The sequence below is a fragment of the Micromonospora acroterricola genome (genome assembly GCF_003172955.1).
Taxonomy (GTDB): domain Bacteria; phylum Actinomycetota; class Actinomycetes; order Mycobacteriales; family Micromonosporaceae; genus Micromonospora; species Micromonospora acroterricola.
Map to the genome: position 1 here is coordinate 1 of NZ_QGKR01000140.1, position 14,123 is coordinate 14,123.

The window sequence follows — 14,123 nt, forward strand, 5'->3', positions numbered from 1 at the left end:
CCTCCCCGGGCGGGACCCGCCCCGCCAGTGGGCCACGCGACGTGCTCGGCCTGGCCGGCCAACCGCCCGGCGTGGGCGCGTTCGACGCGCACCACCCGCCCGCCGCCGAGCTGGTGTCGGACTGCGTGCACTGCGGCTTCTGCCTGCCCACCTGCCCCACCTACGTGCTGTGGGGCGAGGAGATGGACTCGCCACGCGGGCGGATCTACCTGATGAAGGAGGGGCTGGAGGGCGAGCCGCTGTCGGAGTCCATGATCACCCACTTCGACCAGTGCCTCGGCTGCATGTCCTGCGTCACCGCCTGCCCCTCCGGGGTCCGCTACGACCGGCTCATCGAGGACACCCGGCAGCAGGTCGAACGCCGGCACCGCCGGGGGCCCCGGGAACGGGCGCTGCGGGCGGCGGTCTTCGCGCTCTTTCCGTACCCGCGGCGGCTGCGGCTGCTGCGTGGCCCGCTGCGCGCGTACCATGCCAGCGGAGTGCGCCGCCTGGTCCAGCGCACCGGCCTCCTGCCACGGCTGGCACCCACCCTGGCGGCGCTGGAGTCCCTCGCTCCTCGGCTCCGCCGGCCGGCGCGTCCACCGCAGCGGGTGCCCGCGACCGGGCCCCGGCGGGCCGTCGTCGGCATGCTCACCGGCTGCGTGCAGAGCGCGTTCTTCCCCGAGGTCAACGCCGCCACCGCCCGGGTGCTGGCCGCCGAGGGCTGCGAGGTGGTCATCCTGCCCGACCGGCAGGGCTGCTGCGGCGCGCTCAGCGTGCACAACGGACGGGAGGCGGAGGCGCAGCGCTTCGCCCGCCGGATGCTCGACACGTTCGCCGCCGCCGGCATCGACTTCTTCGTGGTCAACGCGGCCGGCTGCGGCTCCACGCTCAAGGAGTACGGCGAGCTGCTCCACGACGATCCCCGGTACGCGGCGCTCGCCGCCGACTTCGCCGGGAAGGTGCGTGACCTGTCCGAGCTCCTCGTCGAGCTGGGCCCGGTCGCCCCCCGCCACCCGCTGCCGGTGACCGTCGCGTACCACGACGCCTGCCACCTGGCCCATGCCCAGGGTGTCCGCGCCCAGCCCCGCCGCCTGCTGCGCGACATTCCCGGGCTGGAGCTGCGGGAGGTCGCCGACCCGGAGATCTGCTGCGGGTCGGCCGGAATCTGGAACGTCCTCCACCCCGGGCCGGCCGCCGAACTCGGCGACCGTAAGGCCCGCACCGTACTGGCCACCGGGGCGCGGCTGCTCGTCACCGCCAACCCCGGCTGCCTCATGCAGGTCGCCGCCGCGGTGACCCGCTCCGGGGGCCATATCGCGCTGGCCCACACCGTCCAGGTCCTCGACGCCTCCCTCCGCGCCCGCCCGGTGGAGGAACTGCTGTAGGGCCGAACCCCAGCCGCCACCCGCCACCCTCCCAGCGTCGAGGTGACCCATGTTCGACCAGTTCACAGTCGTCACCGATCCCGTCAGTGACTCCGTCGGGCTCTCGGCCGCCTTCGCCGTCCTGCCGCTGCTCACCCTCTTCGTCCTGCTCGGCGCGCTGAAGGTCAAGGCCTGGCTGGCCGGGCTGATCTCGCTAGCGGTCGCGCTGGTGGTGGCGGTCGCCGTCTACGCCATGCCGGTGGGACAGGCCGTGCTCTCGGCCACCGAGGGCGCCGCCTTCGGGTTCTTCCCGATCCTCTGGATCGTGCTCAACGCCATCTGGGTCTACAACCTCACCGTCGAGAGCGGACACTTCGACGTGCTGCGCCGCTCGTTCGAACGGGTCAGCCCGGACATGCGGATCCAGGCCATCATCATCGCGTTCTGCTTCGGCGCGCTGCTGGAGGCCCTCGCCGGCTTCGGCACCCCGGTCGCCATCACCGTGGTGATGCTGATGGCGCTCGGCTTCCGCCCGATCCACGCCGCCTCCGTGGCGCTGCTCGCCAACACCGCGCCGGTGGCGTTCGGCGCGCTCGCCACCCCGATCGTCACCCTCGCCACCGTCACCAGCGGCGCCAACGAGGACTCCCGGCTCACCGTGGACACGCTCGGCGCGATGGTCGGTCGCCAGACGCCGATCCTCGCGGTGGTCGTACCGCTGCTGCTCGTGGCCCTGGTGGACGGACGGCGCGGCATCCGGCAGACCTGGCCCGCCGCTCTGGTCGCCGGCGTGACCTTCGGCCTGGCGCAGTTCGTCGCCGCCAACTACATCTCCGTGCCGCTCACCGACATCGTCGCCGCGTTGGTCTCGGCCGCCGCCGTGGTGCTGCTGGTCCGCGTCTGGCGCCCGGTCACCCCCGACGACCTGGGCCGCGAGCCGGAGGCGGCGAGCGTGCCCGCCGCCCGGACGCCCGCCCAGGCCGAGGCCGCCGACCCCGGCGCCGTCCGCGCCACCGCCAGCCGTCGATCCGGTACGACCACCGCCGCCGCGCCGTCGCTCGACGGCCCGGGCGGCGAGACCCCGCCGGGCGACCCGCTGGTCTCCCACGACAGTCCCGGGGAGCGCCGGGACCCGGCCGACACCGGTCCGCGCCGGTCGGCCGCCCCGCGGCTCCCCGACACCCCGGCGGAGGTGGTCCGTGCCTACGCGCCCTATCTGATCATCATCGCGATCTTCTCCGTCGCCAACCTCGGACCGGTGAAGGACGCCCTGGCGGGGGAGCCGTGGACGGTGAAGTTCGCCTGGCCGGGCCTCGACATCCTGGGCACGAACGCCAAACCGCTGTCGTCGGCCACGTTCACCCTCAACTGGCTGCCCGCCGCCGGCACGCTGATGATCCTCGCCGGGGTCCTCACCGCGCTGGTGCTGCGGGTCTCCGCCGGTCGGGCGCTGCGGGCCTACGGGCGGACCTATGTCGAGCTGCGCTACGCCATCGTCACCGTCATGGCGGTGCTCGCCCTGGCGTACGTGATGAACCAGTCCGGTCAGACCAACACCCTCGGCGCGTTCCTGGCCGCCGCCGGTGGGGCGTTCGTCTTCCTCTCGGCGATCCTCGGCTGGATCGGCGTGGCGGTGACCGGCTCGGACACCTCGGCCAACGCGCTGTTCGGGGCGTTGCAGGTGGAGACGGCGGCCCGCGCCGGGCTGGACCCGGTGCTGCTGGCCGCGGCCAACTCCTCGGGCGGGGTGCTGGGCAAGATGATCAGCCCGCAGAACCTGGCCATCGCCGCCGCCGCGGTCGGCATGGCCGGCCGGGAGGGGGAGATCTTCCGCAAGGTGTTCGGCTGGAGCCTGCTCCTGCTGCTGTTCATGTGTGTGCTGGTCGCGCTCCAGGGCACGGCGGTCCTCGGGTGGATGGTGCCCTGATCCCGCCGGGCGGGTGGGGTCGTCCCGCGCGGGGACGACCCCACCCACGGCCTAGCCCAGCCGGGACTCGATGGCCTCGATGATGCGCGGACGCAGGTCGGCGGCGCTCACGACGGCGTCCACCGAGCCGACCTCGACGGCGCGTTGGATGTTGTGGACGCGGTCGAACTCCGTGGCCACCTCGCCGAGCTTCTCCGCGCGCACCGACGAGCGCAGCTCGTCGAGCTCCGCGGTCAACGCGGCACGCTCGGCACCGGCCACGGCCGTCGCGCGCGCCTCCAGGTCCCGTACCCGCGGGTCGGCCGCCGTGCGGGCGTTGACGTCGGCGGAGAACACCACCGCGGCGGCGGGAGCGCCGCCGAGCACCGAGGCGTACGAACCCTCCAGCGCGAGCACCGTCATGTTGGGGTTCAGCGCCTTCGAGAACACCACGAACGCGCCGCCGTGGTAGCGCGAGATCACGCAGAAGACGATGGGCCCGCGGAAGTTCACGATCGCCCGCCCGATCTCGGCCCCGTACTCCAACTGGAGCTTGCGCATCGACTCCGGCGAGCCGTCGAAGCCCGACAGGTTCGCCAGCACCACCAGCGGCCGGTTGCCGCTGGCCGCGTTGATCGCCCGCGCGGCCTTCTTCGACGACCGCGGGAACAGCGTGCCCGCGGTGTAGGTGTCCGGGCCGTCGGTGGGCGGGAAGCCGCGCCGCGGCACCGATCGCGACTCGATGCCGAGCAGGCACACCGGCATGCCGCCGAGGTGTACGTCCTGCACCACCGCGGTCTCCGCGTCGGCCATGCCCGCCCAGCGCTCCAGCACCGGGTGGTCCTGGTCGGAGAGCGCCCGCATCACCGTGCGGATGTCGAACGGCTTCTTGCGGTCCGGGTTGGACTCGGCGGAGAAAATTTCCCCGACGGTGGCGAAGGCGCTGCCGGCGACGTCGTGCGGGAAGGAGGAGATGTCGCGGTCGACCGGGTCGGTCGTCACGGCGCGGCGCGGCGCGTCCTCGCCGGGCGCGACGTACGTGTGCTCGTAGTGCGACATCAACACGTCCCGGGCGGCCGTCAGGTTCGGCGCCCAGTACTGCGCCTGCCCGTTCGGCCCCATCACGCGGTCGTAGCCGCCGATGCCGAAGTTGTCCTCGGCGGACACACCACCGGAGAAGTCGAGCGACTGCTTGCCGGTGAGGACCATCGCCGACTCCGGCGTCATCACCAGGACGCCCTTGGTGTGCATGAGCATCGTCGCCTCGGCGTTCCAGTACGGCTGCGCGCCGACGTTGATGCCCGCCACGACGATGTTGATCTCGCCGCCGGCCTGGGTGAACTCGACGATCCGCTTGAGCGCCGCGGCCACCCAGTCCATGTTCTCCGTGCCCGAGGTCATGGAGATCCGGGCGCCCGCCGACAGCGCCCACCACTCCAGCGGCACCCGCAGCCGCTCCGCCAGGTCCAGTGCGCCGATCACGCGGCGGCACTCCGGCTCCGACAGGGCGCCCAGCGACTTCGTGGGGTCGCCGAGCAGCACGACCCGGGTGACACCCTGCGGATGCCGCGCGGTCGGCGTGGTGACCACCCCGGCGACGATCGCCGCGCTGTTGCGCCCCTTCGGCCGGTCCACCGGCACCAGCGCGTGGTCGTCGTCGAGGTCGTGCTCGACGAAGTCACCGAGCCGGCCGGTCAGCTCGTACGGGTAGACGGTGTTGCGGCTGCTCGCGCGCAGCACCTTCAGCCGGTACTCGTCGAGGGGTTCGACCGGCTCCACCGGCGGCGCGCCGATGGCCAGCTCCGCGCCGCCCGCGGCGTCGAAGGAGATCCGCACGGCGATCTTGGTCAGCTCACCGGTGCGGCGGTCGCGCTGCCGTGCGATGAACAGGATCTCCTCCAGCCCGGCGCCGGCGGTCGTCGGGCGCACACGCCCGGCGATCATCTCCATCTCCTCGCGGGTCAGCTCGCTCGGCGGCCAGACGTAGATCACGATCCGGTTCGTGTTGAAGCGCGTCTTCGACGGTCGCCGCGACTGGGCGCGGCGGATCGAGTCGAGGCAGGCGGCGACGGCGTCCTCCGTGGTCGGCAGCGCGACCAGCCGACCGTCCTGCTCGCGCAGCTCCGTGAGGTCACGCACCTGCGCGAACGCGACGAGGCGCTCGTCGGACGGGTTCTCCCGCGCGACGCACTGGAAGAGGTAGACCTCCTCGTCCGAGGACGGCAGCCGCGTCAGGTCGAACTTGTGCAGCCGCTCCAGCTGCATCCGCTGCGCGATGTACGGGTGCAGCCCACGGATCAGCCGGTCCTCGGTCATCCCGCCGCCGGACGGGCGGAAGGTGAAGTGGTGGTGCATCACCGCTCCGCCGCGACCCGCCACCGTGGTGGTGAGCCGGCGGACCTGGGGCGGCAGCGGGTACGCGGTGACGACCTCGAGCAGGGCGGCCGCCATCGCGTCGAAGTCCTCCGGCTGGTTCTCCCAGCCGAGGTAGATGTCGGCGTCGACGGCGTCCTCGCCGCCGGCCAGCTCCGCGAGCCCGCGCAGCGCACCGCCCAGCGCGTCGAAGCTCACCGCGGCGGAGAGCACGCTCGAGTCCGCGCGCTCGGCGACCACGAACGTGCAGCCCCCGGCCTCGCGGGTCCGCACGCTGGTGAGCGCCCTGTTGCCGTAGTACCGCCGGGTCAGCACCTCCAGCATGACCGCGTTGTCGAGGTGGTCGCGGACGAGCCGCTGGCCGAGCAGCCGTACCAGCGGCTCGGTGCTGCGGACCATCTCGGCGACGCGCTCGGCGCGGTCCGCCGCGTCCGGGTGCGCGTCCAGGTGACGCAGGTGCCCGCGGACCTCGGCGTACACGCGGGCGCGGTTGCGGCGCAGCAGCGGCTGGGCGAACCAGGCGAACACCACGCCGCGGGCCAGGTCGGCGACCACCGGGAAGCGGACCTGCGTGGCCGCCACCAGCCGCTCCAGCGCGAGACCGGCCGGCTCGCGCAGCGCCTCGTCCGGCGGGGTCTCCCGCAGCCACGCGCGCAGCAGCGCGGCGACGACCGTGGCGTCGGCGGACGCGCGCTGCTGGGCCAGGAAGATCCGGAACACGGCGGCTTCGAGCTCGGGGGTGCGCTCCAGGTCGGTGACGCCGTAGTGCCCGAGCGCCTTCGCGAGCTTGGCCTGGAAGGAGTCCGGCAGCCCGGCCCGCTCGACGTCGAGGCTCTGGAGGTAGGTGTGGAAGTACTCGCGGGCGCTGCGCGCGTGGGCGCCGCTGTCCTCACCGGTCGGCCGGTTGCGGCTCAGCTCGGTCAGGTCGGCGAACACGTCGACGAGGTCGAGCTCCGCTGCCAGCGGCCGGTGGCCGGCCTCGGCGGCCTCCCGCCGCGCGGTGAGGTAGTCGTCGAGCACCCGGCGGTCGTCGTGCGGGTCGACGTCGAAGCCGAGCAGCAGGGCGCGCAGGTCCTCCTGGCCGCGCCGGCTGCGCAGGTACGCCGGAGCGTCCTCGGCGGCGGTGGGCAGGTCCAGCTCGACGGGGGCGGCGGCCTGGTCGTCCGCGGCCTCGGTGGCCTCGTCGGCGAGCGGCTCCAGCCGCAGCAGGGGCGCGCCGGCCTCCACCTGGCTGCCGACCGAGACCGCGCACTCCTTCAGCCGCGCCTCGAACGGCGCCCGCAGCACCGTCTCCATCTTCATGGCTTCCAGCACCAGCACCGGGGCGCCCGCCTCGACCTCGGCGCCCACCTCCAGTGGCGTGGCGACGACCAGCGCCGGCATGGGGGAGCGGACGACACCGCCCTCGTCGCGGCTGACCCGGTGCGTCACACCGTCCACCTCGACCAGGTGGGTCGGACCGTGCGTGCCGGTGAGCAGGCGGTGCCGGGCGCCGTTGACGACGATCTGACCGGTGTGCCGGTCGAAGCGGTCGAGCTCGACGTCGGCGGTCTGCACGGCCGCGCCCACCTCGATGCCGACCCGGAACCGGTGCGCGCCGACCCGTGCCACGCGCATGCGGTAGGTGACCCCGCGCAGTTTGAGATCCAGCGGCCGGCCGCTCTTGTGCTGCACCTGCGGCCGCCCACCGGACGCCGTCGACAGCAGCCGCTGCCGCTCGACGCGCTCCTCCTCCTCGTACGACTCGATGGCGGCTGCCGCCAGCGCGACCCCGGAGTGTCGGTGCGCGACGAGCCTGCCCTCGCCCCGGACGCGGTCGATCCAGCCGGTGTCCGCGCTGGCGTCGATCACCTCGGGCTGGTCGAGCAGGTCGAGCACGAAGCTCTTGTTCGTGGCGCCACCGTCGATGATCACCGTGGTGTTCGCCATCGCCCGGCGCAGCTTGCCGAGCGCCTCGTCGCGATCCCGGCCGTACGCGATGATCTTCGCGATCATCGAGTCGAAGTCGGCCGGGATGGTGTCACCCTCGCTGACGCCGGTGTCGACCCGGATGCCCGGGCCGGTGGGCAGGTCCAGCCGCGCGATGCGGCCCGGGGACGGCGCGAAGTCGCGATCCGGGTCCTCGGCGTTCAGCCGGGCCTCGATGGCGTGCCCGCGCTCCACCGGCGGCTCCCCGTCGAGCCGCCCGCCGGAGGCGACGTGCAGCTGCGCCTTGACCAGGTCGAACCCGGTGGTCAGCTCGGTGATGGGGTGCTCGACCTGGAGGCGGGTGTTGACCTCGAGGAAGGCGAACAGCTGGTCGCCGGGGTGGTAGAGGAACTCGACGGTCGCCGCGCCGCGGTATCCGACCGCCAGGGCCAGCCGTTCGGCCGACGTCTTGAGCTCGGCCGCCTGCGCCGGGCTCAGCACCGGCGACGCCGACTCCTCGATGACCTTCTGGTTACGCCGCTGTACGGAACAGTCGCGGACACCGAGGGCCCAGGCGGTGCCCTGCCCGTCGGCGATCACCTGGACCTCGACGTGCCGCGCGCCGGTGACCAGGCGCTCCAGGAACACGATGCCGCTGCCGAACGCCCGCGCCGCCTCCTGGCTCGTGCGCTCGTACGCGTCGACGAGCTCGGCCTCGTTCCTGACCACGCGGATGCCGCGTCCGCCGCCGCCCGCGGTCGCCTTGAGCATCAGCGGGTAGCCGATCTCGGCCGCGGCGGTGCGCGCGGCATCGAGGGTCTCGACGGCGCCGCGGCTCCACGGCGCGACCGGCACGCCGACCTCCTCGGCGATCAGCTTCGAGCCGATCTTGTCGCCGAGCTGGCGCATGGCTTCCGCGCTCGGCCCGACGAAGGCGACGCCGATCTTCTCGCACAGCTCCGCGAACGCCGGGTCCTCGGCGACGAACCCCCAGCCGACCCACGCCGCGTCGGCCCCGGTCTCCGTCAGGGCGCGCTCCAGCGTCGCCAGGTTGAGGTACGGGCGGGCGGACGCCGGGCCCAGGTCGTAGGCGATGTCCGCCTCGCGCACGAAGGTGGCGGTGCGGTCGACGTCGGTGTAGAGGGCGACCGTCTCGATCCGGATGCCGGTTTCCGCAGCCAACTCTCGGACCGCGTGGATGAGACGCATGGCGGCCTCACCACGGTTGACGATGGCGACACGGTTGAACACCCGACTGACCCCTTTGGTAGACCATGATCTGCTCGCTGGGAGACGACGGCTCCCCGCAGTGATCCACCCTTCCGTCTGGTGGCTGCCGGCGCCATGGCGCAATCGCCGAACCACCCGGCCTTCAGTTGTAGGAACCCGACAAGAGTTTTTGGCCACCGGACCGCGGAGGCACAGCGCGTGCCAGGCGAGGTGGCGAAACGTGCTCGGGAGACTACTGAGAGTGGTCGAGGGGCCGGCCATCCGACGAGTGCCCATCTCGGGCGTTTCGGTTTGATCGCGCCGAATGTGGGCACCTGGTGCGGGCGCCCGTCGGCCCGCGGGCCCCACCAGCCCCGGGAGGCACCGTTGCCGTTCGACGCGAGCGAGTACGGCCGGCACGTGCCGGCCGACACCTACGACGACGCCTTCGCGCACCTGGACCCGACGTCGGCGGTCGAGCGACTCGTGGAACTCGCCGACGGTGGCCCGGTCTGCGAGTTCGGGGTGGGCACCGGCCGGCTGGCGCTGCCGCTGCAGGAGCGCGGGCTGACCGTGGCGGGCGTGGAGGGGTCCCCGGTGATGGCCTCCCGGCTACGGGAGAAGCCGGGAGGGGAGCGGATCGAGGTGGCCATCGGCGACTTCGCCGCGACCCGGGTGCCGGGCGAGTTCGCCCTGGTGCTGCTCGCGTTCAACACGATCTTCGCGCTGCCCGACCAGGCCGCGCAGGTCGCGTGCTTCCGCAACGCCGCCGCGCACCTGCGTCCCGGCGGCCGGTTCGTCGTCGAGGCGTGGGTGCCGGACCCGGCCGCGTTCCGGGCCGGCGCGGCCCTGCGGCCGGTTCGGGTGGCGCAGGACGCGGTCATGCTCGAGGCGGCCCTGTTGCACCCGGCGGAGCAGCGGATGACGACCACCAAGATCCGGCTCACCGGGACGGGCGTCGACCTGCTCCCCGCGAACCACCGCTACGCCTGGCCCGCCGAGCTCGACCTAATGGCCGAACTGGCCGGAATGACCCGGGAACAGCGGTGGGAGGACTGGACGGGCCGGCCCTTCACCGACCACAGCCGCGACCACGTGTCGGTCTACCGGCGACCGGCGTCGGCGTAGGCCCGACCCGCCGCCCACGCCGACCGTCCCCGCCGGACGGGAATCACCGGTGCGACAGCCGGTCGGCCAGCGTGACCCGCAGGTCACCGATGCCGGCCCCGGTCAGCGCCGACACGGCCACCGCGTCCGGGTGGACGCGCTGCAGTGCCTGCACCGACTCGGGCGGCGCGACGTCGATCTTGTTGAGCACCAGCAGTTCAGGTACCGAGCCGGCGCCGATCTCGTGCAGCACCCCGTGGACCGTGGTGATCTGGTCGAGGGCGTCCGGGGCCGAGGCGTCCACCACGTGCATCGTCAGATCGCTGCGGGTGACCTCCTCCAGCGTCGAGCGGAACGCGTCCACGAGCTGGTGTGGCAGGTGGCGGACGAACCCGACGGTGTCGACGACGGTGTAGGTGAGGTCGCCGGTGCTGATCCGGCGCACGGTCGGGTCGAGGGTGGCGAACAGGACGTCCCGTACCTGCGCGTCCGCGCCGGTGAGCCGGTTGAGCAGGGCGGACTTGCCGGCGTTGGTGTAGCCGGTGATGGAGACCGAGGGCACCTGGTTGCGGGCTCGCCGGCCACGCACCCGCTCCCGCCTCCGGGCCAGCTCCGAGGCGTTGCGACGCAGCCGGGTGGCCCGCTGGCGCAGCGTCCGCCGCTGGGTCTCCAACCGCATCTCACCGGGGCCACGCACACCCATTCCGGCGCCGCCGGCCATCCGGCCACCACCGACCCGGGACATCGACCGGCCGTCGCCGCGCAGGCGGGGCAACTGGTACGCGATCTGCGCCAGCTCCACCTGGACCCGACCCTCGCTGGTACGCGCGTGCTCGGCGAAGATGTCCAGGATCAGCGCCGTGCGGTCGACGACCCGCACCCCGGTCCGCTCCTCCAGGTTGCGCACCTGCCCGGGGGTCAACTCGCCGTCGGCGATCACCACATCCGCGTGCGCGCGCTCGGCCAGCTCGGTCAACTCGTCGACCTTGCCGGAGCCGATGTAGGTGGCGGAGTCGGGCTTCGGCCGGCTCTGCACCACCGCGTCGGCGACGGTCAGGCCGTCGGTGTCGGCCAACCGGCGCAGCTCGGTCAGGGAGGTCTCCGTGCCCGGCCCGCTGTCGCCCGCCCCGTCCTCCTGACGCACCGCCACCAGCACCGCCGTCGGGCGTTCGCCCGGAGTGCCGACACCGGTGCCCAACAACCACGATCCCGCCATCGTCCACCTCGCTCGTCTCGTGCGTTCTGACCTACCCCCGTTGCCGCCGGACATGCGGACCCGCCACCCCACCGGTCGTCAACGACGGCGCTCTCGGGCGCCGCGCGCCCACGCGGTGAAGGTGTCCGGTGAGCGGTTGCCGGTCAGGGACAGGACCGCGACCTGTCCGTCCACGGGTTCTTGGACGTGGTCACGCGCCTCGCGGTCGACGTGGCACCGGGCCACGCCGGCCGGCGACCTCGGGATCGACGCGACGAATGGGCGTCGACCGGTCGGGTACGCCGGTCGGACCGGACAGCGCGCTACGACCAGGAGAGGGTGGCTGCGATGAAGGTCAGGAACTCGCTGCGCGGTTTGAAGAACAAGATGAACTCGATCGTCGTACGTCGTCGGGGCCGGACTTTTGTGATCAACAAGTCCGACCCGCGTCAGAAGGCCCGGCAGGGCTGAGAGCCGCGAGCGGACGGGTACTGACGTGTCCTGGCCGGTCGCGATGTCCCGCGCGCTCCAGCAGCGCCTGATCAACCCGATCGTCCGGCTCGCGTGGGACTGGAAGCTCCCGATTCCCGGCGACGCCCTGCTGGAGACGACCGGACGGCGTACCGGCCAGCCGCGGTACACCCCGGTGTGCGACGGCCTGGACGGTGACGTTTTCTGGCTGGTCTCCCAGCGGGGGCGCCGTGCCGACTGGGTCCGGAACGTGGAGGCCGACAACCGCGTCCGGCTCAAGGTGGGCGGCGGGCGGCGTGCGCGCTGGCGGACCGGAACGGCGCGGATCGTCGAGGACGACGACCCGCGCCAGCGCCAGCGGATCCTCGGGGGCGGCGGTCGCGCGCGCCGGCTCTGCCTGCGCACGTCGAAGGCGGTGACCGAGAGCCCGCTGACGGTGCGCGTCGATCTTGAGCCGGTCTGACGCCCGAGCCGGCCTCGACCTGACCGGGCGACGCCCGAGCGGCGGAGCCCGTCGCCTCAGACCGTGCGCAGGTATTCCTCCCAGGACACCTTCGGCGTGACGGCCGGGCCGTCGTCCGCACCCCGGTTTGCCAGCCCGTTGAGGCCGAGGTAGTAGTCGCCCGCCTGGTGCTGGGCGCCGGCCGACTGGTCCGTGTCGGCCAGAGCGATGGCGTGGATGTGGTAGGGCCAGTCTCCCTGCGACGGGGTGCGGAGCCACGCGGCGAAGCCCACCCGGCGCAACTGCCTGACGACGGTGGTCCGGTAGGTGGAGGTCATGCCGCTCACGGACAGGTCCAACGCGCCGCCGCCGTCGTGGGTGCCCGCCGAGGCCGGGGTGCTGGAACTGTAGGAGCCCTGGGTGATGGTCAGTTGAGCGCCGAGCAGGCGTTCCGCCTCCAGGAGCATGCTCCGGGTGCGCGTGTTGACCTGTGCGCCGCGAAGAGTGACGACGCTGCCCGGGGAGAGCGCCCGCGTGACCGTGAACCGCTGCTCACCCAGCAGGCGGAGCGAGGTCTGCCCGGGCAGGCCGGTGGCGTCCAGCCCCGTGTATCCCAGTGACCGCTGGTAGGCGGCGTACGCCGCGATGGTGCTCGTGCCGAAGTGACCGTCGACGTAGGTGGCCGCGAGAAGGCCTCGTGCCTGCAGCGCGCGTTCCACCTGGAGGACGCTGTCCTTGCTGCCGGAGGTGATCGCCGTGTCTGCCCGGCGCGGATCGATCTGCGCGGCCTTGATGAGCGCCTCCATGTCGACCACCGGCAGCGCCGCGCGGGCACTCTGGCCGGTGACCGCCGAACCGGCCGTCGCGAGCGCGGCGGTGAGCAGCACACGTCTCCTGGTTAGCACTCTTCCTCCATGCGGTTGTGCGGCACGCTGACGCGCTCGTAAGTGCTTTTCCATGTATCGATGGATACTGGCAGAATTCTTCATCGCGCGAAAGGCTTCCCCACCCCGCGATCCCGGACCGGCCCCCGGGTTCCTCGACCCCATCTTTCCGGTCGGCCCGCGGCGACCGCGTCCGCCTGATCTGCTGGAGACAGGCGAGCCGGTCCCCGCAACGGCTCGACGTGAGCGACGGCCACCCGGCACGCCGCCGCCAACCACGAACTCGAAGGGGTGATCATGGGAAGAACGACCATGGGTGTCCGGTCCGTGACCGACAGCCTGGGTATCGAGCGGGCCAGCGAGGACTGCGGCCCGCAGGGCCTGGCCCGGTTCCTGGGCTGGGTCAGCCTCGGTCTGGGGGTGGCCACTCTCGCGCGGCGGGAGCAGGTCAGCCGGATGAGCGGGGTCGACGACTCGCCCACCGCACGGCGGGTGCTGGCGGTGACGGGCGTACGCGAGCTGGGCCACGCCGCCGCCCTGCTGATCCCCCGGCGCGCGGGGTGGGGAGCGTGGACCCGGGTCGCCGGCGACGTGCTGGACCTCGCCGCCGCCGGGCAGGCGATGATGGGTCGCGGTGGCGAACGGCGCCGGCGTCTGACGTACACGACCTGGGCGTTGGCCGGGATCACCGCCGTGGATCTGTACAGCGCGGTACGGGTCACCCGTCGGCGGCCGGGGCGGAACGCCAACCGGGTGCACGGGTCGGTGACGATCAACCGCAGCGCCGCGGACGCGTACCGGTTCTGGCACGACTTCGAGAACCTGCCGCGCTTCATGTCGCACCTCCAGTCGGTGCAGACCACGGGTGACCGGCGGTCCCGCTGGACGGCGAAGGCGCCGGCCGGCCGCAGCGTCACGTGGCACGCGGAGATCGTCGACGACCGCCCGGGTGAACTGATCACGTGGCGCTCGACGGGTGGGGCACGGGTGCCCAACTCCGGGTCGGTGCGCTTCGTCCCGTCCACCGGGGGCCGTGGCACCGAGGTGCGGGTCGAGATCGGCTACCGGGTGCCCGGAGGCATGTTCGGCGCGCGGGTCGCCAAGCTGTTCGGTGAGGATCCGCAGCAGCAGGTCTCCGACGACCTGCGCAGGTTCAAGCAGATGATCGAGACCGGCGAGATCACGCGCTCCGACGGCAGCCCGGACGGCATCAGCATCCAGCAACAGCTGAAGCAGCGCCCGGCGCAGCCGCTGGCGACGCGCCGGTCCGGAAGGTAGGGCA

General features: G+C 72.9%; 9 protein-coding genes. 6 read left to right on the plus strand and 3 right to left on the minus strand.

The window, feature by feature from the left end:
• Positions 1 to 41: 41 nt before the first annotated feature.
• Positions 42 to 1,367 carry a (Fe-S)-binding protein gene (locus DKT68_RS06405; RefSeq protein ID WP_201748930.1) on the plus strand — a complete coding sequence of 442 codons (1,326 nt, stop codon included), beginning with the start codon at positions 42 to 44 and terminating at the stop codon, positions 1,365 to 1,367.
• Positions 1,368 to 1,416: 49 nt separating this feature from the next.
• Positions 1,417 to 3,273 carry an L-lactate permease gene (locus tag DKT68_RS06410; RefSeq protein WP_109816494.1) on the plus strand — a complete coding sequence of 619 codons (1,857 nt, stop codon included), beginning with the start codon at positions 1,417 to 1,419 and terminating at the stop codon, positions 3,271 to 3,273.
• Positions 3,274 to 3,324: 51 nt separating this feature from the next.
• Here the strand turns inward: DKT68_RS06410 and DKT68_RS06415 are convergent, their stop codons facing one another.
• Positions 3,325 to 8,784 carry an ATP-binding protein gene (locus tag DKT68_RS06415; RefSeq protein ID WP_109816495.1) on the minus strand — a complete coding sequence of 1,820 codons (5,460 nt, stop codon included), beginning with the start codon at positions 8,782 to 8,784 and terminating at the stop codon, positions 3,325 to 3,327.
• Positions 8,785 to 9,129: 345 nt separating this feature from the next.
• Here DKT68_RS06415 and DKT68_RS06420 point away from each other — a divergent pair, with 345 nt between their 5' ends.
• Entirely contained in the window at positions 9,130 to 9,870 is a 741-nt protein-coding gene (locus tag DKT68_RS06420) for a class I SAM-dependent DNA methyltransferase (protein ID WP_236646741.1), read from the plus strand.
• Between the two features lie 43 nt (positions 9,871 to 9,913).
• On the opposite strand, the gene hflX is transcribed toward DKT68_RS06420, so the two are convergent.
• The gene (hflX, locus tag DKT68_RS06425) at positions 9,914 to 11,065 is read right to left on the minus strand and encodes a GTPase HflX (RefSeq protein ID WP_109816496.1); all 1,152 of its coding nucleotides are present in this window, start codon (positions 11,063 to 11,065) and stop codon (positions 9,914 to 9,916) included.
• 327 nt (positions 11,066 to 11,392) lie between these two features.
• Here hflX and DKT68_RS06430 point away from each other — a divergent pair, with 327 nt between their 5' ends.
• Entirely contained in the window at positions 11,393 to 11,515 is a 123-nt protein-coding gene (locus DKT68_RS06430) for a ribosomal protein bL36 (RefSeq protein ID WP_109816497.1), read from the plus strand.
• 25 nt (positions 11,516 to 11,540) lie between these two features.
• On the plus strand, positions 11,541 to 11,978 hold the full coding sequence (locus tag DKT68_RS06435) for a nitroreductase/quinone reductase family protein (RefSeq protein WP_236646742.1): 438 nt from the start codon (positions 11,541 to 11,543) through the stop codon (positions 11,976 to 11,978).
• A 56-nt stretch (positions 11,979 to 12,034) separates the two neighbouring features.
• Here DKT68_RS06435 and DKT68_RS06440 read toward each other — a convergent pair whose 3' ends face one another.
• Entirely contained in the window at positions 12,035 to 12,862 is an 828-nt protein-coding gene (locus DKT68_RS06440) for a peptidoglycan-binding domain-containing protein (RefSeq protein ID WP_109816498.1), read from the minus strand.
• Between the two features lie 306 nt (positions 12,863 to 13,168).
• On the opposite strand from DKT68_RS06440, the gene DKT68_RS06445 reads away from it, so the two are divergent.
• Entirely contained in the window at positions 13,169 to 14,119 is a 951-nt protein-coding gene (locus tag DKT68_RS06445) for an SRPBCC family protein (RefSeq protein ID WP_236646743.1), read from the plus strand.
• The last annotated feature ends 4 nt before the right edge of the window (positions 14,120 to 14,123 follow it).

Excerpts from the sequence above, each read along its gene's own strand:
- DKT68_RS06410 (WP_109816494.1), top strand. The coding sequence starts at position 1,417 with ATGTTCGACCAGTTCACAGTCGTCACCGATCCCGTCAGTGACTCCGTC.
- hflX (WP_109816496.1), bottom strand. The coding sequence starts at position 11,065 with ATGGCGGGATCGTGGTTGTTGGGCACCGGTGTCGGCACTCCGGGCGAA.
- DKT68_RS06430 (WP_109816497.1), top strand. The coding sequence starts at position 11,393 with ATGAAGGTCAGGAACTCGCTGCGCGGTTTGAAGAACAAGATGAACTCG.